We start from the raw sequence: 23,602 nt of genomic DNA on the forward strand, positions 1-23,602 counted from the left end.
TTTAATATTTATCTTTATCTGCATTTTTAAGAAGTTCTTTTGTGAACTTAACAACTTTATTTCTTCCTGTTTCTTTGGCTTCATAAAGTGATAAATCAGCGAATTTAATACATTTCCAAATTTGGTCTGTATCACTTGGGAAGAAAGCATAACCAATACTAACTGTTTTGCTAAATGAATCATTATTAAATGTAAACACAAGTTTCTCAAACTCTTGATTAATTCTTGTTGCTAATTCTTTCGCACTTTCAGGAGTTGGATTTTTCATTATAATCAAGAACTCTTCTCCTCCAAATCTAATAATAAATTCTTTTTCAGTGATTGCACTTTTCATTGTACTTGATAGTTTTTGAAGTATTGCATCACCTGCATCATGTCCATAAGTGTCATTTACCATTTTAAAGTAGTCAATATCTAAGAACATAACAGCATAAGTTGTTCCTGTTGCTAGTTCATGGTGCATTTTTTTATCTATAAATTCATCTAAATATTTTCTATTATAAAGACCTGTTAATCCATCAACTAAGTTTCTTTCTCTTAAAACATCCATTAACATCCTACTTTCTAAAATAGGTTTTGTTTCTTCAAGATATTTTTTGATAATTCCAATTTGATATTTAATATGTTTTAAACACTCTTTATCTTGGCATAAAATATGTACAGTTACACTTTTTTGCTCATTTATTAAAAATGGGATACAAATATAATCAGTACAATTTTTACAAGTTGCAACTCTACAAATTTCAGGGAAGTTTTCAGATAAAACTACCGTATCTGTTCTCTCCGCTCTACATTGTTCTTTTACATTTCTTAAAATACCACAACAAGGTTTTGCATCTTTTGTACTAAAAATAATACTTCTTTCATCTTTTACCAAGTCATTTTCAAAGATATAAAAAGATTTAATTAATAATCTATCTTTTAATACTTGAACTAATCGGTAATAAATATCATCTTTTGTTAAATCAGTTTCTATAGTTTTTTTATAGTTATAAATTTCTGAAATATCTTCTATTATCTCTTTTGCTGTTAATAATTTATCATTATTTACATTTGACACTCTATTATGTACAAAAGCAGTTAGATTTTTTTCAATTCCAGTTAATACAGTTTCAAGTTTTTCTATAATTTCATTTAACCATAAAGAGGCTTCTTTATCTTCTTTTAAAACACCTTCTTTTGCACGTACTGAATAATCACCATCGTGAACTTGTTTTAAAACTTCTGTAATTGCATCAAATGAACTTGTATATGGTTTGATTTTTTTACTAATATAAATTAATATGAAAATTAAGAAAAGAGAAATAATTCCAATAACATTTAACAAAATAGCAATACTTGAAATTCTATCATCTTGAATATCAAATTTTAAAGAAATAGCACCTAAAACTTCACCTTCTTTTGCATTATGACAAGATAAACAATTTGGTTTATCAATTGAAGATGCTGTGTAAGGAATTGTAATTCTTAATGAAGCATTTTTTAAAGATTCAGTAGTTATAACCTTTTCATTACCTGTTCTTAAAACTTCTTCATCAATGGCATCTCTTGGAATTTCATTTCCTAAGCTAGATTTCCCAAATTGTTCACTCACAGTCTTTGATCTAATAATCCATAAATCACTAACTTCTTTTAGCTGAGCCATACTATCTAAGAAAACATCCCTTTGCTGCATATTTCCATTAATCATATGGGAAGTAAGAGATTTTTTAACTATATCAGCTGTTAAATAGGCTCTTTTTTTAGCACTATCATAACCTGTTTGTCTAGATCCAAGAGCAACTAAAGCTACTATTACAATTGTTAATATTGTAACCATACTAAAAATTATAATAGTGATTTTTTTGTTAGAGTTCATAAAATTAGCCTTAATAAATCATTTTAATTATAATAACATAAAATTATTTTTAAGTACATATTTTTTATACAATTTTGTAAAATTTTAAAATAAACTACCATATTAATACTATTTAAGTAAAAATATTTTTTTAATAAATTAGATTATATTTTTTATCATTTAATTATTTTTTAATTTTAATTATTTTTCTTGCATTTATAAGGAATATTAAAGTAATTTAAATGCCTCTTCTAAATCAAGAGTTCCTTCATAAAATGCTTTTCCTACGATTACACCAGCAATATTTCCATTTGCTTTACAGTTAATGATGTCATTTATATCTTTTACACCACCAGATGCAATTGTATCAATGCCACTTGCAAGGGCAATTGATTCTGTGAATTCTACATTAACACCACAAAGCATTCCATCTTTACTTATATCTGTACAAATAATTGCTTGAACACCTGCATTTGCAAACTCACGTGCTAAAGTTGTAGCTTCCATAGTTGAAACTTCTGCCCAACCCTCAACCGCAACCATTCCATTCATAGCATCAATTCCAACAGCAATTGGATATTTTGAAGCCATATCTTTTACAAATTGTGGATTTTTAACAGCAATTGAACCAAGAATTAATCTATCAACACCAAGTTCAATATACATTTTAATAGTCTCTTCATCTCTGATTCCACCACCAAGTTCGATTTTTAGATTACAGTTTTCTCTAATTTTTTTGATTTGTTCAAGGTTTGCTGGTTTTCCCTCAAATGCACCATTTAAGTCCACAATATGAACCCATTTTGAACCTAATTCTTCAAATCTTTTTGCAACTTGCCAAGGCTCATCTGAATAGATTTTTGCACTATCCATCAATCCTTTACTTAGTCTTACAGCTTTTCCGTCTTTTAAATCAATCGCTGGTAAAATATCCATATATTAATCCTCGTTATTTACATAAATTTTCAATTGTTTCTTCAATAGTTTTAAATTTAAATTCAAAACCTAAATCTAATAATTTTTTTGGAATTGCACTTTGTCCATCGGTTAAAACCCGTGCTCCCTCACTAAAAATAAGATTTAAAACAAATTCTGGAACTGGAAGTATAGTAGGTCTTTTTAGTGTTTTTCCTAAAGCAAGAGTTAAACCTTGGTTTGTTGTGGGAACTGGTGCTGTAAGATTAAATGTTTCTTCAAATTCATTTTCAATTACAAATTTATAAGCATTCATTAAATCATCTATATGAATATATGAAAATGCTTGTTTCCCACTTCCAATAACTCCGCCAAGTCCTAGTTTAAATGGTGTAATCATTTTTTGTAAAGCTCCACCATCTTTTCCCATAACAATTCCAAATCTAAAAATAGATACTTTTGTAGTTTCATTTTTTGCTTTTAAAGCCTCTTTTTCCCAATTTTGACAAAGAGTTGAAAGAAAATCATTTGAAAAAGAGCCATTTTCACTGTAAGTTGATTTATTGTCATAAATCCCAACAGCAGAAGTTGAAATAAGAAGTTTTGGTTTATTTTGAACACTATTTATAGCATTTACAATTTTTGATGTTGTTTCTATTCGACTTGAATATAGAAGTTTTTTATAAGATTCACTCCATCTATTTATGATATTTGCACCAGCTAAATTAATTACAATATCTGTTTGATTTAAAGTCTCTTCTAGTTTTTTATTATTATTTAAAATATCTCTTGAAATAGGAATAATTTTATATCCTAATCCAGAAAAATATTTTGTTAAACTTGTTCCTACAAAACCACTAGCACCTGTAATTGCAATAGTTTTCATAAATATCCTTTATTTAATATTAACAAAGTTCTTTAAAATTCTAAGTCCATTATCATGAGATTTTTCAGGATGAGGCTGAAATCCATAAATATTATCTTTATTTACAGCACTTGCGAATTCATAACCATAAGTTGTTTTTCCTATGATATTTTTTTCACTTGTTACTGCATGAAAAGAGTGTACAAAATATAAATATGGATTATGTAATCCCTCAAACAAAGGATGTTCTTTATTTACAATTGTATTCCATCCCATGTGAGGAATTTTGAAATCCTCATGCATTTTTGACTTGTCAAATTTAACAACTTTTCCATCAATTAAACCTAATCCGTCTGTATGTCCAAACTCTGTTGAGCTTTCAAATAAAAGTTGCATTCCAAGACAAATACCTATCATTGGTTTTCCACTTTTTGCGTACTCGTAAACAGCTTCTCTCATACCTGTTTGGATTAGATGCTCCATCGCATCTTTATATGCACCAACACCTGGCAATATTACTCTATTAAAATTTTTCAAATCATTTGGGTCTTTTACAATTGTTGCTTTTGCATCTATCAAAAGACAAGCGTTATAAACACTTGCTAAATTCCCCATGTTATAATCAATAATTCCAATCACTTTTCAACCCTTTTGTAAAAAATAAATTATACTAAAGTTTTGCATCAGCAAGGGTTAAAGAAAAGAGAACTTCATTATTTTTCTTTTCAAGAGCTTTTTTTGCTTGTTTAATTGTAGCACCAGTTGTGATTAAATCATCACATAAAATTGTCATTTGATTGCTTATATTTGTAAGCTTAAATTTTCGAGGATTTTTTTGCCTAAATTCCAAATCTTTTCCTGCATATTTGACAATATTTGTAGCTTTTAGGCAGTTGTATTTTGGAGTTATAAATTGTGATTTTAGATGACGAGCAAGAATTGCCGTATGGGAAAAATCATGTCTTGTATGGTCATCAATTGGAATGGCAAAAACCTCTTTTTCAAAAACAAAGTTTTGAGCAAATTTTGCAAAAGAGAGTTTTGCTAATAGATTAAAAACTCTGTCTCCATGAAAATAGTATTTTGAAGAGATTAAATCTTCTAGTTCTGAAAGAGTATAAAAAGAGTAATTAAAAAATCCATCTTCTATCTCTCTTTTGTGGAAAGAAGGGATTAAAAGATTTGTTTGGCAATCTTTGCAGATAATTTGGAATGATAGGTTTTTACAGGTTATGCATAACATGAAATAAATAATATCATAAATTATGTATATTCTTTGCTTGTCGAGCTTTTTTCTTTTCTTTTTAGTAAAGAAAAGAAACAAAAGAAAAGCGTTCGCAGGGATTCAAAATAGCTAAAAAATATATCTAAATTCTAAAATTTGAAAACTTGACTTCGTACCTCAGTCTTCAAACAGTTCAAATTTCTTTACGAATTTAGATAGATTTTTCTTTACGCTATTTTGAAAATGCTCACATTTGCTAGTAGTTCTAATTTTTCTATTTTAAATGATTATTTTAATATAATTAAGTAGCTATATTAAGGAATAAAATTAAAAAAAGTTATTTATAAAATTACATATCCAAATGGAAAAATTTATATTGGAAAAGATTTAACAAATACATTAACATATTTTGGGAGTGTTAAAAGTGAACATGTTGAAAAAGATTTTACCGAAGAAGAGAGAAGAAATTTTACAATACAAAAAGAAATAATATATGAATCTGAAAGTGTGGATGAAATAAATAAAATTGAATCTCAATTAATTTTAGAATATAAATCTAATAATCCAGAAATAGGTTATAACCGATGGCCAAAATTTAAAGATAATATGAGTAAAAAGTAAATGTAAAAAGTTTATACTCAAAAAATAGTGCTGAAGATTAAATCTTCAACACAGCCATAAATGCTTCTTGAGGTACATTTACCTTTCCAATTGCTTTCATTCTTTTTTTACCAGCTTTTTGTTTTTCTAGTAATTTTCTTTTTCTTGTAATATCTCCACCGTAACATTTTGCAGTTACATTTTTACCTGTTGATTTTACAGTTTCTCTTGCAATTACATTGTTTCCGATACTTGCTTGAATTGCTACTTCAAAAAGTTGTCTTGGAATTAACTCTTTTAATGCTTTGATAAATTCTCTTCCTTTTGCAAGTGCTTTATTTTCAGGAACGATAATAGAAAGTGCATCTACAACTTCACCTGCAACTTTAATATCAAGTCTTTGTAAAATTCCAGGTCTAAATCCAATAGGTTCATAATCAAATGATGCGTAACCTTTTGTTGTTGATTTTAGCTTATCATAAAAGTCCATTACGATTTCATTCATTGGAATATCATAATCAAGTAAAACTCTTTTTCCAATATAATCCATTTTATTTTGAGAACCTCTTTTATCATTAAGAAGTTTGATAACATTTCCTAAAAATTCATCTGGAACTAAAATTGTTGCTTTTACATAAGGCTCAAAAATTGTATCTATGTAGTTTGGTGCTGGCATTTCACTTGGATTTTGAATTGAAATTCTTGTTCCATCTGTTTTTAAAATTTCATAAATAACCGTTGGCGCAGTTGCAATTAAATCTAAATCAAATTCTCTTTCAAGTCTTTCTTTAATTACTTCCATATGAAGCATTCCTAAGAATCCTGTTCTAAATCCACTTCCAAGAGCTGCTGAACTTTCAGGCTCAAATGAGATTGAACTATCGTTTAATTGAAGTTTATTAAGTGCATCCCTTAAATCTTCAAATTTATCTGTTTCAATTGGATAAATTCCTGCAAATACAAATGGTTTTGCAGGTTCAAATCCATCGATTACTTCAGCTGTTGGATTTTTTGCATCAGTCATTGTATCACCCACTGCAATACTATTTACAGTTTTTAAACCTAAAACAACAATTCCAATTTCACCCGTTGCAATCTCTTTTGTTGGTGTTGGTTTTCTTGGATGAGGATACATTAAATTAAGAACTTGATGTTCTTCTTTTGTATTCATCATTCTAAGCATTTGACCTTTTTTGATACTTCCATCATAAACTCTAACAAGTGCTAAAGCTCCAAGATAGTTATCAAACCATGAATCATAAATTAAAGCTTTTGTTGGAGCATCTGTATCTCCCACAGGTGATGGAACTCTGTCAACAATAGCATCAATTAATGCTTTTACACCTTGACCTGTTTTTGCACTAATTAAGTTACTTTCAGTACAATCAATTCCAATAGCTTCTTCAACTTCTTCTAAAACTCTATCTGGATCAGCACTTGGTAAATCAATTTTATTTACAACTGGAAGAATTTCTAAATCATTATCCATTGCAATATAAACATTTGCAATTGTTTGTGCTTCAACACCTTGTGTTGCATCAATAATTAATAATGCTCCATCAGAAGATGCAAGTGAACGGCTTACTTCATAAGAGAAGTCAACATGTCCTGGAGTGTCAATTAGATTTAAAATATAAGCTTGTCCATCTTTTACATAATTAAGTCTCACACTTTGAGCTTTAATTGTAATCCCTCTTTCTTGTTCTATATCCATTGTATCCATCATTTGAGCAGATAAATCTCTATCTGCTACAGCTCCACACTCTTGGATAATTCTATCTGCAAGTGTAGATTTTCCATGGTCAATATGAGCAATAATACTAAAGTTTCTAATATTTTTTTGCAAGGGTTATTCCTATGATTTGTTTATTGTGTTATTTATTATATCGCGATTGTATCTAAAAGTTAGTAAGTTTATAGTTAAATAGAATTGTGAGGAATTAAAAAAAAAGGGGTTGAGATAAACTCAACCCCTTTTTATTCTAAAAAATTAGAATTATTTGCTCATTACAGCTTCAACTCTTCTATTTTCAGCTTTACCTTCAGCAGTTGCATTTGTAGCAACTGGTCTAGTTTCACCATAACCAACAGCTTTAATTTTAGAAGTATCTACTTTAAGTGCTTTTAATGCTTCAACAGTAGAAGCAGCTCTTCTTTCAGATAATTTTTGATTGTAAGCATCAGAACCAACAGAATCAGTATGTGCTTCAATTGTTGCTTTTAATTTTGGGTTTGCTTTTAACATATTTGCAAATTCAACAATTCTTGTATTATAAGAATCTTTGATATCAGATTTATTTGTATCAAAATTGATATTTAAGTTTACTAAAGTCATACATCCAACAGAGTCAACTTTTGCTTTTGCCATTGTATTTGGACATTCGTCTAATGAATCAATTACACCATCTGCATCTGCATCTTTTGGAGTTTCAACAGGAGCTGGAGCTACAACAACAGGAGCTGCTTTTTCAACAACAGGAGCTGCTTTTGCAACTTCTCCAAATGGAACAGCAAAACCTATGTTATATAATAAATTATTATCTCCATGATCTGCTTCAATTAAATGTCTAACATCGAATTTTAAAGCAAATTGGTCAGCAATTTTATATTTAATTCCTGCACCATAGTTACCAAAAAGTCCATCTTCATTTCCATTAGCTTCGTTATCAAATATTTCAACACCAGCACCGATTAATGTGTATAAAGATACATCAGAAGTTAAACTATATTCTTTAATAAAGTTAGTGAATACTCTTGTAATTCCAGTGTCAGCGTTAGTACCTTTGTAATTTATATCTTCAATAGATCTTAAAAAACCAAGTTCAACTTGATCAATAAAAGAATCAAATTGGTTAAATCCTAAACTTAATCCACCATTTGCATAATTTCTATCTAAACCTAAGTTACCTTCAGTGTAAACTCCACCAAATGTTGGTGTAATTTCATATTTGTAATCAGAGTTTGCAGCTAACATCATTGTTGCGCATGCAACAGTCGATAATAATATTTTTTTCATTGTCTTTCCTTTTAATTAAATAATCTTGCGAATTATACCAAAATTTTTTTATTTTGCATCACGCAATAAAAATTGAATTAACAGATTCGTTATTATGAATCCTTCTAATGGCTTCTCCAATCATAGTTGAAGCTGTTAAAACAGTTATTTTTTTAGCATTTTTTCGTGTAGGAATTGTGTCAGAAATAACTAATTCATCCAATTCACCTTTTTCAATTCTTTCATAAGCTGGACCACTAAGAACTCCATGCGTACAACATGCCATTACAGAATTTGCACCTTTTTTCTTCAAAACTTCAGCAGCTTTTACTAAAGTCCCAGCAGTATCAACCATGTCATCAACTAAGATTACATCTTTGCCTTTTACATCACCTATTATGTTCATAACTTCAGAAACATTTGCTTTTTCTCTTTTTTTATCAACAATAACTAAATCGTATCCTAATTTATCTGCATAAGACCTTGCTCGTGCTACTCCACCGATATCTGGACTTCCAATAATTGGGTTTGCTAAATTTTTTGATTTAATATAATTTTTAAATAAAATTGAACCGAATAAATTATCTGCAGGAATATTAAAAAAGCCTTGAATTTGTGCTGCGTGTAAATCAATAGTCACAACCCTTGAAATACCGGCTGTCTCTAGAATATCAGCAACTAATTTTGCAGTAATTGGAACTCTTGGAGCTGCTTTTCTATCTTGTCTTGCATATCCATAATATGGAATAACTGCTGAAATTGATTTTGCACTTGATCTTTTAAGTGCATCTACCATTATTAGTAGTTCCATTAAATTATCATTAGTTGGTGCACAAGTTGGCTGAATTATAAAAACATCTTGTCCTCTTACACTTTCAGTAATTTGAACTGAAATTTCTCCATCACTAAATTTATTAAGTGTGGCATTTGATACATTCATACCTAAATACTCTGCTACTTTTGTTGCAAATTCAGGATTAGCTGAACCACTAAAAAGTTTAAATGTTGACATAAAAATTCCTTGCATTTTATTAATTTCGAATATTATCTAAAGTGTACTTAATCAATATTAAGTTAATCATAGATTAAGAAAAAATCTAATAATATAATAATGATTATCATAAATGAATACATCGTAAAAAATGTTATGTATAAAAATTATACAATCAAGTTGTTTATTTTAATTTTAGTAGATGTTATAATTCTATTGTTCTTCTAAAATTAGAACTATGTAACGCGATTCATAGTTTTTTAAAATATATAAATTACAAGGAAAGAAAATGAAAAACCTTTTATCAGGTAAAAAAATAAGCTTAGTAGCTTGCGGATTAATATTAAGTTCTTCAATGGTATTTGGAGCTGAAACAATAGATTCAGCATTTAAAGAAGGAAAAGTTTCAGGAAGTTTAGGTATTTATGGTGAAAAATATGACCATAAAGGTGGAACTGAAGATACAGGATTTGGAAATGGACAAGCAACTGTAGCATTTGAAACAGCTTCATTTTATGGATTAAGTGCAAAAGCTGAATTTAAAGGAAACCTAGATTTAGGTGAAGTTTCAAATGGTGATAGAGAAACTGGTGCACCTTTTGAAAATAACTCTTTAATGACAGAAGCATATATTAAATATTCAATGGAAGGTCTTTCTATCTCTGCAGGTAGACAAGCAGTTGATTTAGAATGGCTAGGTGATTATCATGAAGCTGTAGTTGCCGCAATTACTGCTATCCCTGATACTACAGTAGTTTTAGGATATACTCAAAGAAAAGCTGAATCAGGAATTGATTTAAGTGAAGATTTCCATGAATTCAATGGTAATAAAGGTGCATACGTAATTGATGTTAAATATGCAGGTTTAGAAGGTGTAGAATTTAATCCTTATGCATATTCAGCTCCAGATGTTGCAGACTGGTATGGATTAAAAACAATATTTACTGCTGATATGTTTGGTGCAGTTGCTCATTATGCTATTTCAAGTGAAGATACACAAGATGATGGATCTATTGGTCATCTTGAATTAAATACAACATTAGCAGGAGTTTCAGCAGCTGTTGGATATATTAAAACTGATAAAGATGTTGGTGCAGGAAGTATGTTAGCAGCAGAAGGTGATAATATTTCTCCATTTGAAGATGGTACTCAAGTATATGAAGCAGATGCTAGAACAGTATATGGTTCTTTAGGATATACAATCGCTGATTTAGAATTAGGTGCATTATATGGACAGACTACTTATGGTACAACTGATGATAAAGAAAAAGAGTTAAATTTAACTGCTACTTATCCAATAACTGAATCTTTAGCTGCTTCAATTTTATATGGAGATGTAACTGCTGATTCTAATAATACTAATTATTCAGATTATAACAAAGTGTTAGCAAGCGTAGAATATACATTCTAATATAAATATAATTTAGGAGTTTAACTCCTAAATTATAAAACTAAATAAATCTTAAAAAGATTTATTTAGTAGACTCAATCCAAGCACTTCCAATTACTTTTTGACCATCATAAAAAACAGCCAATTGCCCAGAAGCGACTCCAAAAGCAGGTTCTTCTAAAGTTATGTAAGCTTTTTGATTTTCAATTTTTACTTTACATGGAGTAGAAACAGAACGGTATCTTAGTTTTACACTACAAGAAAACTCAAGTTCATTAATAAACATATTTAGATTATTTCCAACAACTTCATTTACTTCTAAAGCTTCTTTTTTACCAACAACAATAGTGTTATTTTTTGGGTTTAGTTCTGTAACAAAGTGTGGTTCATGAGCTCCATGAACTGTAAATCCTCTTCTTTTTCCTATTGTATAGTGTGCATAACCTTTATGTTTTCCTACAATATTTCCATTTTCATCTAAAACATCACCTTCTTGGTCAATATTTGAATGTCTTTTTACAACATCTGTATAAACAGTTTCAACAAAACAAATCTCTTGAGATTCACTTTTTTCTGTGATTCTTTTGTATGCTGAATCTAATTCTGCTCCAAATTTTACAATATCTTCTTTTTTATAAGTGCTAAGTGGAAACATCATATATTTTAATGCTTCTTTATCTACTTGTGATAAGAAATAACTTTGGTCTTTTGTTTTATCATCAGCTTCGTAAAAAAACTCACCATCAGTTTTTGCATAGTGTCCAGTTGCTAAGAAATTAGCACCATGTTCTTGTGCAAATTTTAACATTGCTCCAAATTTGATTTGTTTATTACATTTAACACATGGATTTGGAGTTGTTCCTTGTAAATATGAATCAACAAAATAGTCATAAATTTCAGCTGTAAATTTATCTGCTAAATCTAAAATGTGATATTTAATATTTAAGAATTTAGCTACATCTTCTATGTAACCCAAATTTCTTTCGTGATAACCGTCAGTTCTATTATGAAGTTTTAGATAAATTCCTTCAACTTCATATCCTTCATTTTGTAGCATATAAGCAGTAACTGATGAATCAATTCCACCACTCATACCTACCATTACTTTTTGTTTATTCATCTTTTGCCTACTTATTTATAAAAACTTATAAATCCACCACCAAGACAATAATCACCAGAATATAAAACAAGACTTTGTCCTAGTGTTACAGCTCTTTGAGGATTATCAAATTCAACTACTACTTTTTCATCAGTAGCAACAACAACTGTACAAGCTTGTTTTTGTTGTCTATATCTAACTTGTGCCATTAATTTATCACCAACTTTTGGTGCCTCTTCAAGTACCCAATGCATATGACTTGCTTCAACAGTTTTACTCATAAGCAGTGGATGATTTGTATCTTGAACAATAGTTAATGTATTATTTACTACATCTTTAAGAGCTACAAACCAAGGTTTGTGTGTATTGTTTTCACTTTCATTGCCTTTTATACCACCAAGACCAATACCTTTTCGTTGACCTAATGTATAACAAACTAGACCTTTGTGTTTTCCTATAACTTTTCCATTTTCATCTAAAATATTACCTGGAATTGCTTGTAAGTGTTGAGTAATAAATTCATCAAATTTTTGATTTCCAATAAAACAAATTCCAGTACTATCTTTTTTATCACTAACTGGAAGATTATGAGCCCTTGCTATTTCTCTAACTTCTTTTTTTGTTAAATCTCCAAGTGGAAACATAGCATGTGACAATTGTTCACTTGATAATGCATGTAAAAAATAACTTTGGTCTTTTGTATTATCTTTTGGAGTGTCTAGTACAAAATGATCTTTGTATTTTGCAATTTTCGCATAATGACCAGTTGCAATCATATCTGCACCCATACTTTTTGCTTCATTTAAAAATACATTAAATTTTATTTCTTTGTTACATAAAATATCAGGATTTGGTGTTAGACCTTGCTTTAAACCTTCTAAAAATACATCAAAAACTCTATCTCTGTATTCTTTAACGAAGTCTTTTCCTCTTACTTCGATTCCTATTAATTCACCAACTTTTTTTGCATCTTCAAATTCTATACGATTAGGACATTGGCTACCTTTAATTCCATACTCCCAGTTACGCATGAATAATCCAACAACATCGAAACCTTGTTGTTTTAACAATAACGCAGTAACAGATGAATCAACTCCACCTGACATTCCTACAACTACTTTTTTATTTTTGCTCATTTTTTACCTTTAAAAAGTTCTTTTTTTAGAACTGTATTTACAACAATTTAGTTGTTTTTCATATGTTTTAAAGGAATAATCACTGACTCTCTATTTGCCCAATTTTTGTGAGGGATAATAAGATTTTTTGTATCTATTTTCTTATTATCAAAAAATATAATATCTATATCTAAGGTTCTAGGCGCATCTTGAAAGGATCGCTTTCTTCCAAATTTAGTTTCATATCTTTGCATTGCTTTTAGAAAAGCATTGGCGCAAAGATTTGTTTTGAGGCGAATTATACCATTTAAAAAATCACTTTGTTCCAAGAATCCAAAAGGAGGATTTTTAAGAAGTGGTGAATTCATAAGTAAAGTAAATCTTGCATCTTTTTTTAAACATAAGATTAATTTATCAAATATTCTTTTTGTATCTCCAATATTTCCCCCAATTCCGATTGTTACACTATATTTTTTAAGGGAATTAGTATTAAATCTTTTTGGAAAATTAGATGTGTAAAAAAGTGTTAAAGTAGGGGATAATTTTTTTTTCAAATTTCTCTCTTTTAAAGCAAAAAATAAACTTGATAAAATAAATCAAGATTTATTTTTGCTATTTTTTTGATTTTAAAGTATTACAGCTTTTCCATTTTGCATTACAATTGTATCTTCAATTCTAACACCAAATTCATTTGCTAGATAAATTCCAGGTTCTATTGTAAAGACCATATTATCTTCAATTATTACATCTGATTTTGAGTTTATCACTGGATATTCATGAATATCCAGTCCAACTCCATGACCAGTGCTATGAATAAAATATTTTCCAAATCCAGCTTTTTCTATTACATCTCTAGTTAATTTATCAACTTCGCTAGCTTTCATTCCAACTCTTGCTTTTTCAATAGCATTTAATTGGGCTTTTAAAACTATGTCATATACTTTTTGATGTTTTGAATTTTTGAATTTTTGCTCTCTTTTAAAAGAGAATTTTTCAAAATCAACAACACTTGTACAAGTTCTATCTGAACAATATCTTTTATATTTAACTCCTGCATCAACAAGTAATAAATCATTTAATTTTAGTTTTTTATTTGTAGGAAGAGCATGGGGTTTTGCTGCATTTTCATTGATTGCAACAATTGGTTCAAAAGAAATATCAAGTTTTCCACTTTGGCTCATTTTTTCAAAAGCTTTAAAATATAAAAATTGTTCAGTTTGATTAAAACCATTTTTTCTTATATATTTTGCAAGTTCTTTAAAGCCATCTCGTCCTGCAATTGCAGCTTTTTTTAGTAATATTATTTCTTTATCTGATTTTATAACTCGTTTTAATTTTGAAAAATTTGGCTCTTCTATAAACTCAGTTTTTAAATCTTCACTTAATTTTATATATGAAGCATATGTAAAATCATTTGGATCAAATGTTATTTTTTTTATATTATTCTTTTTTAAAATTTCTTTGGTAGTTTCTATTAGGTTTGATGATTCTATAACTTCACATTTTTTTGCGTACTCTTTTGCTTCAGTTGTATATCTAGCATCTGTAATAAAATATTTTTCATCACCAAGATTTAAAAATATTACATTATCACAAGAAAATTTACATTCAAAATAGATTGCATTCTCATTTTGAAGAATAAAGTTTTTCATAAAAAGCCTTTAATTTGGTATCGTTTAACATAAATTTTATTATAATCTTACCTAAAATTTATAAAAGGAATATAATATGAAAATTGCCGTTATCCAAGGTCCAAACTTAAATATGTTGGGAATTAGAGAACAACACATTTATGGTTCAATGGGATTGGAACAAATTCATGAACAATTAAAAACAGCAGCTGAACAAAATGGGGTTGAAATTGAGTTTTTTCAATCAAATCTTGAGGGTGAAATTGTTGATAGAATTCAAGAGTGTTTAGGAACTGTTGATGGAATTATGATAAATCCAGCTGCGTATTCTCACACATCAATAGCTATAAAAGACGCTTTAAGTGCAGTTTCAATGCCAGTAGTTGAAGTTCATATTTCAAATATTTATAAAAGAGAAGAGTTTAGACAAAAATCAATAACTGCTGGTGCATCAACTGGTGTTATTTCAGGATTTGGACCTTTTGGTTATCACATGGGTTTAATTGCATTAATGCAAATAATTTCTGAAGTTAAAGCAATTTCTCAAGCTCAACAAAAAAACGCTTAACAATTAAAAATTTATGAAAATAATAAGTGCAAATTGGATAGTAACTTGCGATGAAAACAACAGTATCATTAAAAATGGTGCGGTTGTTTTTGATGATAAAATAATAGAAATTGATACACTTATAAATATAGAAAAAAAATATCCAAATATTGAAATTTTAAAACTTGAAGATAACTCAGTTTTAATGCCAGGTCTTATAAATTCCCATATACATTTAGAATTTAGCTCAAACACAACAACTTTAAAATATGGTAATTTTATGTCATGGTTAAATTCTGTGATAAGAAGTCGGGATGATTTAATAAATAAAGCTGATAAAAAACTAATCTCTACAAAACTAGATAGAATGAAAAAAACAGGAACTACAACAATTGGAGCGATTTCATCTTACTCTTTTGATATGGAACCATGTGTAAAAAGTCCAATTAATACGGTGTTTTTCTGTGAAGTAATTGGTTCAAAAGGTGATATGGTTGATACTTTATTTGCAGATTTTAAAGATAGACTAAAAAATGCAAAAAAATTTAAATCAAAAAACTTTATACCAGCAATTGCAATTCATTCACCATATTCAGTTCATCCTTTTTTAGTAAGGGAAACTTTAAATCTTGCCCGTGTAGAGAATTTAGCAGTTAGTTCACATTTCCTTGAATCTCCTGAAGAGTTTGATTGGCTTCATAAAGATGAGGGTTTATTTTTGGATTTTTTCAAAAACTTTTTAGGACAAGAAAAAGCAGTTTCAAAGCCAATGGAGTTTTTGAATCTATTTTCAAATATAAAGAATTTATCTTTTACTCACTGTGTTGAAGCTAGTGAGGCTGATTTAGAAAAAATCAAATCATTGGGTGCAAGTATAAATCACTGTGTAATGTCAAATAGAGTTTTAAATAATAGTAAGTTAGATTTATCAAAATTAGAAGAGATTCCTTTTACAATAGGAACAGATGGACTTAGTTCAAATAACTCTTTATCAATGTTTGATGAATTACGAAATGCATTAATGGTTCATTATGATAAAAATGTGATTGATTTTTCAAAGGTTTTATTAAAAGCAGCAACACTAAATGGAGCTAGAGCTTTAGGATTAAATAAAGGAAGTCTTGAAAAAGATTTGGATTCAGATATGATAGCTTTTACTTTACCAGATGAAGTGGAGGATATGGAAGATTTACCTATGCAAATTATTTTGCATACAAAATTCGTAGATAAAACAATAATAGGAGGAGAGTTTGTTTAATTTTTTTAAAATGATTTTTTCACCAATAACAGCTATTTTGGATTTTATTACTAAATATTTTAAAACAATAGTTTTTTTAACAATAATGTATTTTATAATTGTTCCAGCTGATGAAAATTTGGTTGATAATAATATTCATGCAAATCTGCAAAAAATAGAATTAACAGGTCCAATAATGGATGTTTCAAAAACATTAGAAGATATTCAAAAAGCAAAAGAAGATAAAAATATAAAAGGTATTTTATTTGTTGTAAATTCTCCTGGTGGCGCAGTTGCTCAATCTGTTGAATTAGCTTATGCAATAAAAGAACTTAAAGAGATAAAACCAGTTGTTGTATATGCAAGTGGGGTAATTGCAAGTGGAAGTTATTATGCTTCTATTTGGGCAAATAAAATTATTGCAAATCCTGGAAGCATGGTAGGTTCAATTGGAGTTATTATGCAAGGTGTAAATGCTGAAGAACTTATGCAGAAAATTGGAGTTTCTACTCAAACTGTAAAAGCTGGAAAGTATAAAGAATCAGGAACACCAACAAGAAAATGGTTTGATTATGAAGAGAAACAACTGCAAAGCGTAATTGATGATACTTATAATATGTTTGTAGCAGATGTTGCAAATGCAAGAAATCTTGATGTTAAAAATCATACTGTATTTGCAGATGCAAAAATATTTACATCAAAACAAGCAAAAGAGGTTGGTTTAGTAGATGAGGTTGCAACTCTTTCTTATGCTCAAGATAGTTTAATTAGTTTATCAAAAGTAGAAAATCCAATTTGGAAAAAAGAAGATAAATTTGAGAAATTTATGAATAAATTAATTAGTGAAGCTGTGTCAAATATAAGTATGAATTTTGTAAGTGGATTAAAAGCTTATTGATTTTATTAATATTTTTTGAGTTTTAAAAAAGAGATAAAAAAAGGTAGAAGTTTTAAACTTCTACCTTTTTTCTTTTAAAGAAAAGAGATTATTTTAATTCAGATACAATTTTATATGTATCGTTTGCAATAACAAATTCTTCATTTGTAGGAATAACAAAAATTCTAGCAGCTGAACTATTTGTAGCAATATCTCTAGCAACAGATCTTCTTCTGTTGTTTTTAGTTGGGTCAATAATTAATCCCATTCCATCAAGACCAGCACAAACTATCTCTCTGATTAATGATGAATTTTCACCAATTCCACCTGTAAAACATAATGCATCAACACCATCAAGTGCTGCAACATAAGCTCCAACATATTTTTTGATATTATATGCAACCATTTCAACAGCTAATCTACATCTATCATCACCATCTTGCATACCTTGTAAAACTTCTCTTAAATCAGATGATTTTCCAGAAATTCCTAAAATACCAGATTTTTTATTCATAATATCCATAATTTGGTCAATATCAAGACCTTCTTGTTTCATCATATATGAAACAGCACCTGCACCAACATCTCCACATCTTGTTCCCATCATTAGACCTTGAACAGGAGTAAGACCCATAGAAGTATCAATACATTTACCATTTAAAACAGCACTTACAGAAGAACCATTTCCTAAATGACAAACAATAATTCTAGTATTATGTTTTTTATCTAACATTCCTTTTGCTTCATTTGAAACAAAGTAGTGACTTGTTCCATGAAATCCATATTTTCTAATACCATGTTTTGTATATTGCTCATAAGGTAATGCATACATATAAGCATAATCAGGCATAGTTTGGTGGAATGCAGTATCAAATACAGCAACATTTGGTTTACCTGGCATTAATTCAGCACAAATTTCCATTCCCATAATATTTGCAGGATTATGTAAAGGAGCTAATGGAATTAATTCTTTCATTTTTTCAATAACTCTTGGTGTAACCATAACAGATGAGGCAAATTCTTCTCCACCATGAACAGCTCTATGTCCAATAGCATCAATATCATCAATAGAATTAATAACTTTTCCTTCACTCTCAACTAATGTTTTTAATACTAGTTCAATCGCTTCTTTATGAGTTGGCATTGAAACTTCTAAAGTAAGTTTATTATCACCAAATTCATGTTTTAAAACTCCATCAATTCCAATTCTTTCACATAATCCTGTAGCTAAAACTTCTTTTGAAACTGGATTCATTAATTGATACTTTAATGATGAACTTCCTGCATTTAAAATAAATACTAACATAATACTTTCCTTTTTTGAGTTTAAATTATTTGATTTGAGTTGCAGTAATTGCAACTAAGTTTGCTATATCTTCTACTGAACAACCTCTTGACAAGTCATTAACTGGTTGGTTTAATCCTTGAACGATTGGTCCATGTGCTTCTGCTCCTGCGAATCTTTGAACAAGTTTATAACCAATGTTTCCAGATTGTAAATCAGGGAATACTAAAATATTTGCGTGTCCAGCTACTTTTGAACCAGGTGCTTTTTTAGCTCCAATAGCTTCAACAATAGCAGCATCTGCTTGTAATTCACCATCAAAAGAGAAATTTACATTTCTTTCTTCTAAAATTTCACAAGCATATTGAACTTTATCAACTAATGGGTGTTTTGCACTTCCTTTTGTTGAAAATGATAACATTGCAACTCTTGGTTCAAGTCCAACAACACTTGCAGCTGTTGCAGCTGTTGCACAAGCAATATCAGCTAGTTGTTCTGCATTTGGTTCAGGAATAACAGCGCAGTCAGCAAATAAAATTAAACCGTTATCTCCAAATTTACCATCAGCTGTTTCCATAATAAATGTCGAAGAAACTGTGTTGATTCCAGGAGCTGTTTTAATAACTTGAATAGCAGCTTTTAAAACATCAGCTGTTGGAGAGTTTGACCCAGCAACCAATCCATCAGCATCACCTAGTCTTACCATCATACAACCAAAAAATCTAGGTTCAGTTGTCATAATTTCTGTAGCTTCTTCTTTTGAAAGATTTTTTGCTTTTCTTAATTCAACTAACTCATTAACATATCTATCAATATCGCCAAAATTTTTAGGGTCAACTATTGTTGCTCCATCAATATTAGCTCCATATTTAGCAGCATCTGCTTTGATAGTAGCCTCATTACCAATTAAAACAATCTTTGCTGTTCTTTCTTCTATAACCTGTTGAGCAGCTTTTAAAACTCTTTCATCTTCAGGCTCAGGAAGAACGATTGTTCTTAATTTTAATTTCGCTTTTTCTTTAATGTTTTCAATTAAACCCATCTTAAGTAATCCTTTCTAATTTAAACTTTCTGAAAAGATTATAATTTAAAAACATAGCATTAACATAGCAATGTCTTATAATCTTACTAAGTAAAATTTTATAGGATATTTCAAAAAAAGTACATAATATATATAGAAATATCAGAAAAAAACAAATATGTGCAAAATTGTAATACATTGGGGATAGATAGGTTTTAAATGGAGATAATTGTATAAACGATGTACAAAAATAGTACATCGTTTACAATTTTTTAATATTTGCTAATTTGTAACAAATTATTTAGATTTTACAAGATTATAAGTATCTTTTGCAATTACTAATTCTTCATTTGTTGGAATAATATAGATTTTTGTTTTAGAATCTTTTTTACTAATTTCTCTATTTCCTAATTCTCTAACTCTATTTTTTTCACTATCAAGTTCAATTCCCATAAACTCTAAACCATGGCAAACTTTTTCTCTTATTAAATCAGAATTTTCTCCAATTCCCGCAGTAAAACAAATAGCATCAACTCCACCCATTAATCCAGCATAAGAACATAAATATTTTTTAATTCTATTACATAACATTTCAATAGTGATTTTTGATCTTATATCTCCATCTTTAGAAGCTTTAATTACTTCTCTTAAATCTGAACTAATTCCAGAAATACCTAAAATTCCAGATTTTTTATTTAAATAATCAAGAATTTGATTTGAAGTTAAGCCTTTTTTCTCCATTAAATATGGAATTACTCCAGCATCAATATCTCCTGATCTTGTTCCCATGATTAATCCCTCAAGTGGAGTTAATCCCATTGATGTACTAATAGATTTTCCATCTCTAACTGCACAAACAGAAGAACCATTTCCTAAGTGACAAACGATGATTTTTGAATCTTTTTTATTTAAAATTTTTACAGCTTCATTTGATACATAGTAGTGACTTGTTCCATGAAATCCATATTTTCTTAAATGATGTTCTGTGTAATCACTATATGGAACTGCATATAAAAAGTTTTCTTTTGTCATAGTTTGATGAAATGCTGTATCAAATGTTGCAACATTTGGAACATTTGGCATTAATTCTTGACAAATTCTTATTCCTAAAAGATGAGCTGGATTATGTAATGGAGCAAGTGGAACTAATTGTTCAATTTTTTCAATTACATCTTTATTTATAATTGTAGATTCTTTAAAAAATTCTCCACCATGTACAACTCTATGACCAATTGCTTGAATCTCTTTAATAGAATTTATTACTTTTGTTTCGTCATTTGTTAAAATTCTTAAAACAAGCTCGATTGCTTCTTTATGTGTGGGAATTGGTAATTCAAAAGTTAATTTTTTATTTTCTCCAACTTCATGTTTTAAAATCCCATCTATTCCAATTCTTTCAACTAATCCACTAGCTTTTAATTCAGCTGTTTTTGCATTTATCAATTGATATTTTAAAGAAGATGAACCGGCGTTTAATACAAATACTAACATATGTGTTTTCCTTTTATTTAATTTATTTTTACTTTTGGTTGATTTTTTAGTTTGATAAAAATCAGTGAAGTCATAATTGCATCATTATATGCATCATGTTTTCCTAAACTTGGAATTTTTAATTCTTCCATGATTGTATTAAATCTTAAATCAATATTTGCTTGAGGGATTTTTTCTATTTTATAATCGTAATAAATAGCTGAAACCTCAAGAATTTTATTAGGAAGTGTAATTCCTATTTTTGGTTTTATATATTTATTAATCATTGCAATATCAAATTCTAGATAATATCCCACCAATGTTCTATTGCCAATAAAATTTAAAAACTCTTCAACTACAATATTTATATCTTCAGCATCTTCTAAATCACACTCTCTTATATGATGAATTTTTATAGCTTCTGCTTGAAGTTTTGTTTTTGGTTTTACAAATTTTACAAATTTTTTGCTGGATACTATTGTGTTGTTTTTTATAATAACAGCACCAATAGAAACGATATCATCTTTTTTAGGATCTAATCCTGTTGTTTCACAATCAAAACATACATATTCATCGTTGGGTGTTTCATCAAATAAGAACTCATATTTGTTATCTTTTAGATTTTTTTTATTGAAATATTGTTTTATATTTCTAAACATAGTTTAACTTAAAGTGGAATTCTAATTTTTTCTTTAATTTATTTACAATTTTAAATGATTCTTTTAATAAATCTTTTTCCATAGTATTTAAATTATTTGGGTTGATATAATTATCTATTTTTTCTTGTTTGTCTAATTTCTCTAAATTAGATTTTAAATTAATAGTAGTTAAAAAATTAAATGCCATAGTTATTTCATTTGCGAGTTCTTTTTCGATTATACCTATTTCATTTAATCTTTTAATTCTTTTTGCTGTACTAGTATTATAGAGTTTATGTTCTAAACTAAGTGATCTTATTCCTTGAACAATTATAAAGATACCACCTTTTTTAATATTTAATTCATTTTTATGATTATTGTCTTTATTACTAAAAACAAATCCATCAAGGAATCCTAGTGGAACATCAAAACTTGAGATTATTTTTGCAAAATGAGAATTAAATTGTTGAGAATTATCAGCTATTTTAAATAAATATTCTTTTAATCTAAGTACTAAAGCTCTATCTCCTGAAACACTAACTGCATCATAAAAAATCGCAATATTCATAAAGTTTTCAGGTGATGGTTGCATTATCCATTCAAAAATTAAATTTTTAAAATCAGATTCTCTTCTACACCAATATGGATTTGAAACCATAATATTACCTTCACATCTTGGAAAACCAAAATCAACCAGTGTTTCCGTAAATTTAGTTGCAAATTCTTGTAGTTTTTCATCACTAATTGTACAGTCATTCTCTAAAATCAGGGCATTATCTTGGTCGGTTTTTAAGATTTGTTCTCCTCTTCCTTCACTTCCCATAACAACTAAACATGATTTTCCTATGAGTTCTTCTGGTGCTAACATAATGTATAATTTATCTAATAATTTTTTATTTAATTGATTAATTAGTTTAGAAATAAATTCGATTTTTACACCTTTTGCATTTAATGATTTGATTATTTTGATAAATGAAAGAGATGCTTCTTTTAATTCTTCAAGGGTTTCTGCTTTTACAATTTGATTTGATACTGAAAAAGTATTTGTTGCAAAAAATGATGATAATGAAATTTGGTCTAATATTCCTACAATTTCTTTTTTATCATTTTGAACAACAACTCTTTTTAATCCATGTTTTGCCATAGTTAATTGAGCGTTAAATAAAAAATCATCTTCATTTACATAAATTAAACCTTTTGATGCTATTTTTATAACTTTATCATCGAAATCCATCCTATTTAAAATTACTTTTTGCCTAAAATCAGAATCAGTTACAATATACATTTCTCCTTTTTCGTCTTTTAATAAAAGAGTAGGAACTTTTTCTTTTTTTATAATTGAGGCTGCTTCAAATATTGTTTTTTCTGTATCAATAATAACAGCTTTATGAATTTTTGCATCTTTTATTTTTGCAATCATAATATTAGCCATCTCTTTATTATTTTCATAATTGATGTTGTTGCTTATTTTTTCTGATATAGATTGAAAGAAATAATTCTTTAATGTAGAGTTTTCATGTAGAGTTTTTATGAAAATTTCTCTTGGTAATATGTAACAAATAGTTTCTTCTGCTGTTACAAAACTATTTTTAGAATAATTTTCAATTAATGAAATTGAATCAAAGATTTCATTTTTTGAATATAAACTTAGTACTTCATCTTCTTGTTTTTCTTGTATTAATCCTTTTAATACAAAATACAAATGAGTAGGTTCACTATTTTGTTTTTGTACTATTACATTTTCTTTAAAATAAACAATATCAATATTTTCAACAAACAAAGCTAGTTGGTTTATAGTAAGACTTCCAAATGGGTGAATCGATGATATGAAAGATTCTTGTTCTAGTATACTCATAGGTTCTCT

21 protein-coding genes are annotated in these 23,602 nt (G+C 28.4%); 4 read left to right on the forward strand and 17 right to left on the reverse strand.

What is annotated here, in order from left to right; all coding sequences use genetic code 11:
* Position 1 precedes the first annotated feature (1 nt).
* The 8 genes from ASUIS_RS02950 to ASUIS_RS02990 all read right to left on the reverse strand — a co-directional run bounded on the left by ASUIS_RS02950 (position 2) and on the right by ASUIS_RS02990 (position 9,449).
* The gene (locus ASUIS_RS02950; RefSeq protein ID WP_118885651.1) at positions 2-1,858 is read right to left on the reverse strand and encodes a GGDEF domain-containing protein; all 1,857 of its coding nucleotides are present in this window, start codon (positions 1,856-1,858) and stop codon (positions 2-4) included.
* Positions 1,859-2,065: 207 nt separating this feature from the next.
* Positions 2,066-2,773 carry a 1-(5-phosphoribosyl)-5-[(5-phosphoribosylamino)methylideneamino]imidazole-4-carboxamide isomerase gene (gene hisA, locus ASUIS_RS02955; RefSeq protein WP_118885652.1) on the reverse strand — a complete coding sequence of 236 codons (708 nt, stop codon included), beginning with the start codon at positions 2,771-2,773 and terminating at the stop codon, positions 2,066-2,068.
* Positions 2,774-2,786: 13 nt separating this feature from the next.
* The gene (locus ASUIS_RS02960) at positions 2,787-3,638 is read right to left on the reverse strand and encodes a TIGR01777 family oxidoreductase (RefSeq protein ID WP_118885653.1); all 852 of its coding nucleotides are present in this window, start codon (positions 3,636-3,638) and stop codon (positions 2,787-2,789) included.
* A 9-nt stretch (positions 3,639-3,647) separates the two neighbouring features.
* Complete coding sequence (gene hisH, locus ASUIS_RS02965; RefSeq protein ID WP_118885654.1) at positions 3,648-4,256, reverse strand: imidazole glycerol phosphate synthase subunit HisH; 609 nt, start codon at positions 4,254-4,256, stop codon at positions 3,648-3,650.
* Between the two features lie 31 nt (positions 4,257-4,287).
* The gene (locus ASUIS_RS02970) at positions 4,288-4,860 is read right to left on the reverse strand and encodes a ComF family protein (protein ID WP_118885655.1); all 573 of its coding nucleotides are present in this window, start codon (positions 4,858-4,860) and stop codon (positions 4,288-4,290) included.
* Between the two features lie 640 nt (positions 4,861-5,500).
* Positions 5,501-7,288 carry a translation elongation factor 4 gene (lepA, locus tag ASUIS_RS02980; protein WP_118885657.1) on the reverse strand — a complete coding sequence of 596 codons (1,788 nt, stop codon included), beginning with the start codon at positions 7,286-7,288 and terminating at the stop codon, positions 5,501-5,503.
* Between the two features lie 150 nt (positions 7,289-7,438).
* Complete coding sequence (locus ASUIS_RS02985) at positions 7,439-8,458, reverse strand: OmpA family protein (RefSeq protein ID WP_118885658.1); 1,020 nt, start codon at positions 8,456-8,458, stop codon at positions 7,439-7,441.
* Between the two features lie 58 nt (positions 8,459-8,516).
* Positions 8,517-9,449: a ribose-phosphate pyrophosphokinase gene (locus ASUIS_RS02990; RefSeq protein ID WP_118885659.1), complete on the reverse strand. Its 933-nt coding sequence runs from the start codon at positions 9,447-9,449 to the stop codon at positions 8,517-8,519.
* Between the two features lie 268 nt (positions 9,450-9,717).
* Here ASUIS_RS02990 and ASUIS_RS02995 point away from each other — a divergent pair, with 268 nt between their 5' ends.
* Positions 9,718-10,839, forward strand: a complete 1,122-nt coding sequence (locus ASUIS_RS02995; RefSeq protein WP_118885660.1) for an Opr family porin — start codon at positions 9,718-9,720, stop codon at positions 10,837-10,839.
* A gap of 61 nt (positions 10,840-10,900) precedes the next feature.
* On the opposite strand, the gene mnmA (ASUIS_RS03000) is transcribed toward ASUIS_RS02995, so the two are convergent.
* The 4 genes from mnmA (ASUIS_RS03000) to ASUIS_RS03015 form a co-directional block, all read right to left on the reverse strand.
* Positions 10,901-11,938 (reverse strand): tRNA 2-thiouridine(34) synthase MnmA, encoded by a 1,038-nt coding sequence (gene mnmA, locus ASUIS_RS03000; protein WP_118885661.1) that lies wholly within the window; start codon positions 11,936-11,938, stop codon positions 10,901-10,903.
* An 11-nt stretch (positions 11,939-11,949) separates the two neighbouring features.
* Positions 11,950-13,053, reverse strand: a complete 1,104-nt coding sequence (gene mnmA, locus ASUIS_RS03005; protein ID WP_118885662.1) for a tRNA 2-thiouridine(34) synthase MnmA — start codon at positions 13,051-13,053, stop codon at positions 11,950-11,952.
* A 47-nt stretch (positions 13,054-13,100) separates the two neighbouring features.
* On the reverse strand, positions 13,101-13,586 hold the full coding sequence (gene folK / locus ASUIS_RS03010; protein WP_118885663.1) for a 2-amino-4-hydroxy-6-hydroxymethyldihydropteridine diphosphokinase: 486 nt from the start codon (positions 13,584-13,586) through the stop codon (positions 13,101-13,103).
* A 72-nt stretch (positions 13,587-13,658) separates the two neighbouring features.
* Positions 13,659-14,684, reverse strand: a complete 1,026-nt coding sequence (locus tag ASUIS_RS03015) for a M24 family metallopeptidase (protein ID WP_118885664.1) — start codon at positions 14,682-14,684, stop codon at positions 13,659-13,661.
* A 76-nt stretch (positions 14,685-14,760) separates the two neighbouring features.
* Between ASUIS_RS03015 and aroQ the strand changes: the two genes are divergently transcribed.
* Genes aroQ through sppA form a run of 3 tightly spaced genes read left to right on the forward strand, consistent with a single transcriptional unit; the run spans position 14,761 to position 17,345 of the window.
* The gene (aroQ, locus tag ASUIS_RS03020; protein WP_118885665.1) at positions 14,761-15,231 is read left to right on the forward strand and encodes a type II 3-dehydroquinate dehydratase; all 471 of its coding nucleotides are present in this window, start codon (positions 14,761-14,763) and stop codon (positions 15,229-15,231) included.
* Between the two features lie 13 nt (positions 15,232-15,244).
* A complete protein-coding gene (gene mqnF / locus ASUIS_RS03025) occupies positions 15,245-16,468 on the forward strand; it encodes an aminofutalosine deaminase family hydrolase (RefSeq protein ID WP_118885666.1) in 1,224 nt (407 codons plus the stop codon).
* Entirely contained in the window at positions 16,461-17,345 is an 885-nt protein-coding gene (gene sppA, locus ASUIS_RS03030) for a signal peptide peptidase SppA (protein WP_118885667.1), read from the forward strand. Before mqnF ends, sppA begins: the two co-directional genes overlap by 8 nt.
* 88 nt (positions 17,346-17,433) lie before the next feature.
* On the opposite strand, the gene ASUIS_RS03035 is transcribed toward sppA, so the two are convergent.
* The 5 genes from ASUIS_RS03035 to ASUIS_RS03055 form a co-directional block, all read right to left on the reverse strand.
* Complete coding sequence (locus ASUIS_RS03035) at positions 17,434-18,630, reverse strand: acetate/propionate family kinase (RefSeq protein WP_118885668.1); 1,197 nt, start codon at positions 18,628-18,630, stop codon at positions 17,434-17,436.
* A 25-nt stretch (positions 18,631-18,655) separates the two neighbouring features.
* Positions 18,656-19,651: a phosphate acetyltransferase gene (gene pta, locus ASUIS_RS03040; protein WP_118885669.1), complete on the reverse strand. Its 996-nt coding sequence runs from the start codon at positions 19,649-19,651 to the stop codon at positions 18,656-18,658.
* 276 nt (positions 19,652-19,927) lie between these two features.
* Positions 19,928-21,121: an acetate/propionate family kinase gene (locus ASUIS_RS03045; protein WP_118885670.1), complete on the reverse strand. Its 1,194-nt coding sequence runs from the start codon at positions 21,119-21,121 to the stop codon at positions 19,928-19,930.
* A gap of 17 nt (positions 21,122-21,138) precedes the next feature.
* Entirely contained in the window at positions 21,139-21,759 is a 621-nt protein-coding gene (locus ASUIS_RS03050; RefSeq protein WP_118885671.1) for a 3'-5' exonuclease, read from the reverse strand.
* Positions 21,752-23,593, reverse strand: a complete 1,842-nt coding sequence (locus tag ASUIS_RS03055) for a putative nucleotidyltransferase substrate binding domain-containing protein (protein WP_118885672.1) — start codon at positions 23,591-23,593, stop codon at positions 21,752-21,754. The genes ASUIS_RS03050 and ASUIS_RS03055 overlap by 8 nt, the downstream gene beginning before the upstream one ends.
* Positions 23,594-23,602: the final 9 nt, after the last annotated feature.

It is taken from the genome of Arcobacter suis CECT 7833, assembly GCF_003544815.1.
Lineage (GTDB): Bacteria > Campylobacterota > Campylobacteria > Campylobacterales > Arcobacteraceae > Aliarcobacter > Aliarcobacter suis.

What these genes read in the sequence shown, in the direction of transcription:
- ASUIS_RS02990 (WP_118885659.1), bottom strand. Translation starts at nt 9,449, where the DNA reads ATGTCAACATTTAAACTTTTTAGTGGTTCAGCTAATCCTGAATTTGCA.
- ASUIS_RS03015 (WP_118885664.1), bottom strand. Translation starts at nt 14,684, where the DNA reads ATGAAAAACTTTATTCTTCAAAATGAGAATGCAATCTATTTTGAATGT.
- ASUIS_RS02960 (WP_118885653.1), bottom strand. Translation starts at nt 3,638, where the DNA reads ATGAAAACTATTGCAATTACAGGTGCTAGTGGTTTTGTAGGAACAAGT.
- ASUIS_RS03050 (WP_118885671.1), bottom strand. Translation starts at nt 21,759, where the DNA reads ATGTTTAGAAATATAAAACAATATTTCAATAAAAAAAATCTAAAAGAT.
- ASUIS_RS03055 (WP_118885672.1), bottom strand. Translation starts at nt 23,593, where the DNA reads ATGAGTATACTAGAACAAGAATCTTTCATATCATCGATTCACCCATTT.
- ASUIS_RS03035 (WP_118885668.1), bottom strand. Translation starts at nt 18,630, where the DNA reads ATGTTAGTATTTATTTTAAATGCAGGAAGTTCATCATTAAAGTATCAA.
- ASUIS_RS02985 (WP_118885658.1), bottom strand. Translation starts at nt 8,458, where the DNA reads ATGAAAAAAATATTATTATCGACTGTTGCATGCGCAACAATGATGTTA.
- pta (WP_118885669.1), bottom strand. Translation starts at nt 19,651, where the DNA reads ATGGGTTTAATTGAAAACATTAAAGAAAAAGCGAAATTAAAATTAAGA.
- hisA (WP_118885652.1), bottom strand. Translation starts at nt 2,773, where the DNA reads ATGGATATTTTACCAGCGATTGATTTAAAAGACGGAAAAGCTGTAAGA.
- mqnF (WP_118885666.1), top strand. Translation starts at nt 15,245, where the DNA reads ATGAAAATAATAAGTGCAAATTGGATAGTAACTTGCGATGAAAACAAC.
- ASUIS_RS03045 (WP_118885670.1), bottom strand. Translation starts at nt 21,121, where the DNA reads ATGTTAGTATTTGTATTAAACGCCGGTTCATCTTCTTTAAAATATCAA.
- mnmA (WP_118885662.1), bottom strand. Translation starts at nt 13,053, where the DNA reads ATGAGCAAAAATAAAAAAGTAGTTGTAGGAATGTCAGGTGGAGTTGAT.
- aroQ (WP_118885665.1), top strand. Translation starts at nt 14,761, where the DNA reads ATGAAAATTGCCGTTATCCAAGGTCCAAACTTAAATATGTTGGGAATT.
- ASUIS_RS02970 (WP_118885655.1), bottom strand. Translation starts at nt 4,860, where the DNA reads ATGTTATGCATAACCTGTAAAAACCTATCATTCCAAATTATCTGCAAA.
- ASUIS_RS02950 (WP_118885651.1), bottom strand. Translation starts at nt 1,858, where the DNA reads ATGAACTCTAACAAAAAAATCACTATTATAATTTTTAGTATGGTTACA.
- mnmA (WP_118885661.1), bottom strand. Translation starts at nt 11,938, where the DNA reads ATGAATAAACAAAAAGTAATGGTAGGTATGAGTGGTGGAATTGATTCA.
- ASUIS_RS02995 (WP_118885660.1), top strand. Translation starts at nt 9,718, where the DNA reads ATGAAAAACCTTTTATCAGGTAAAAAAATAAGCTTAGTAGCTTGCGGA.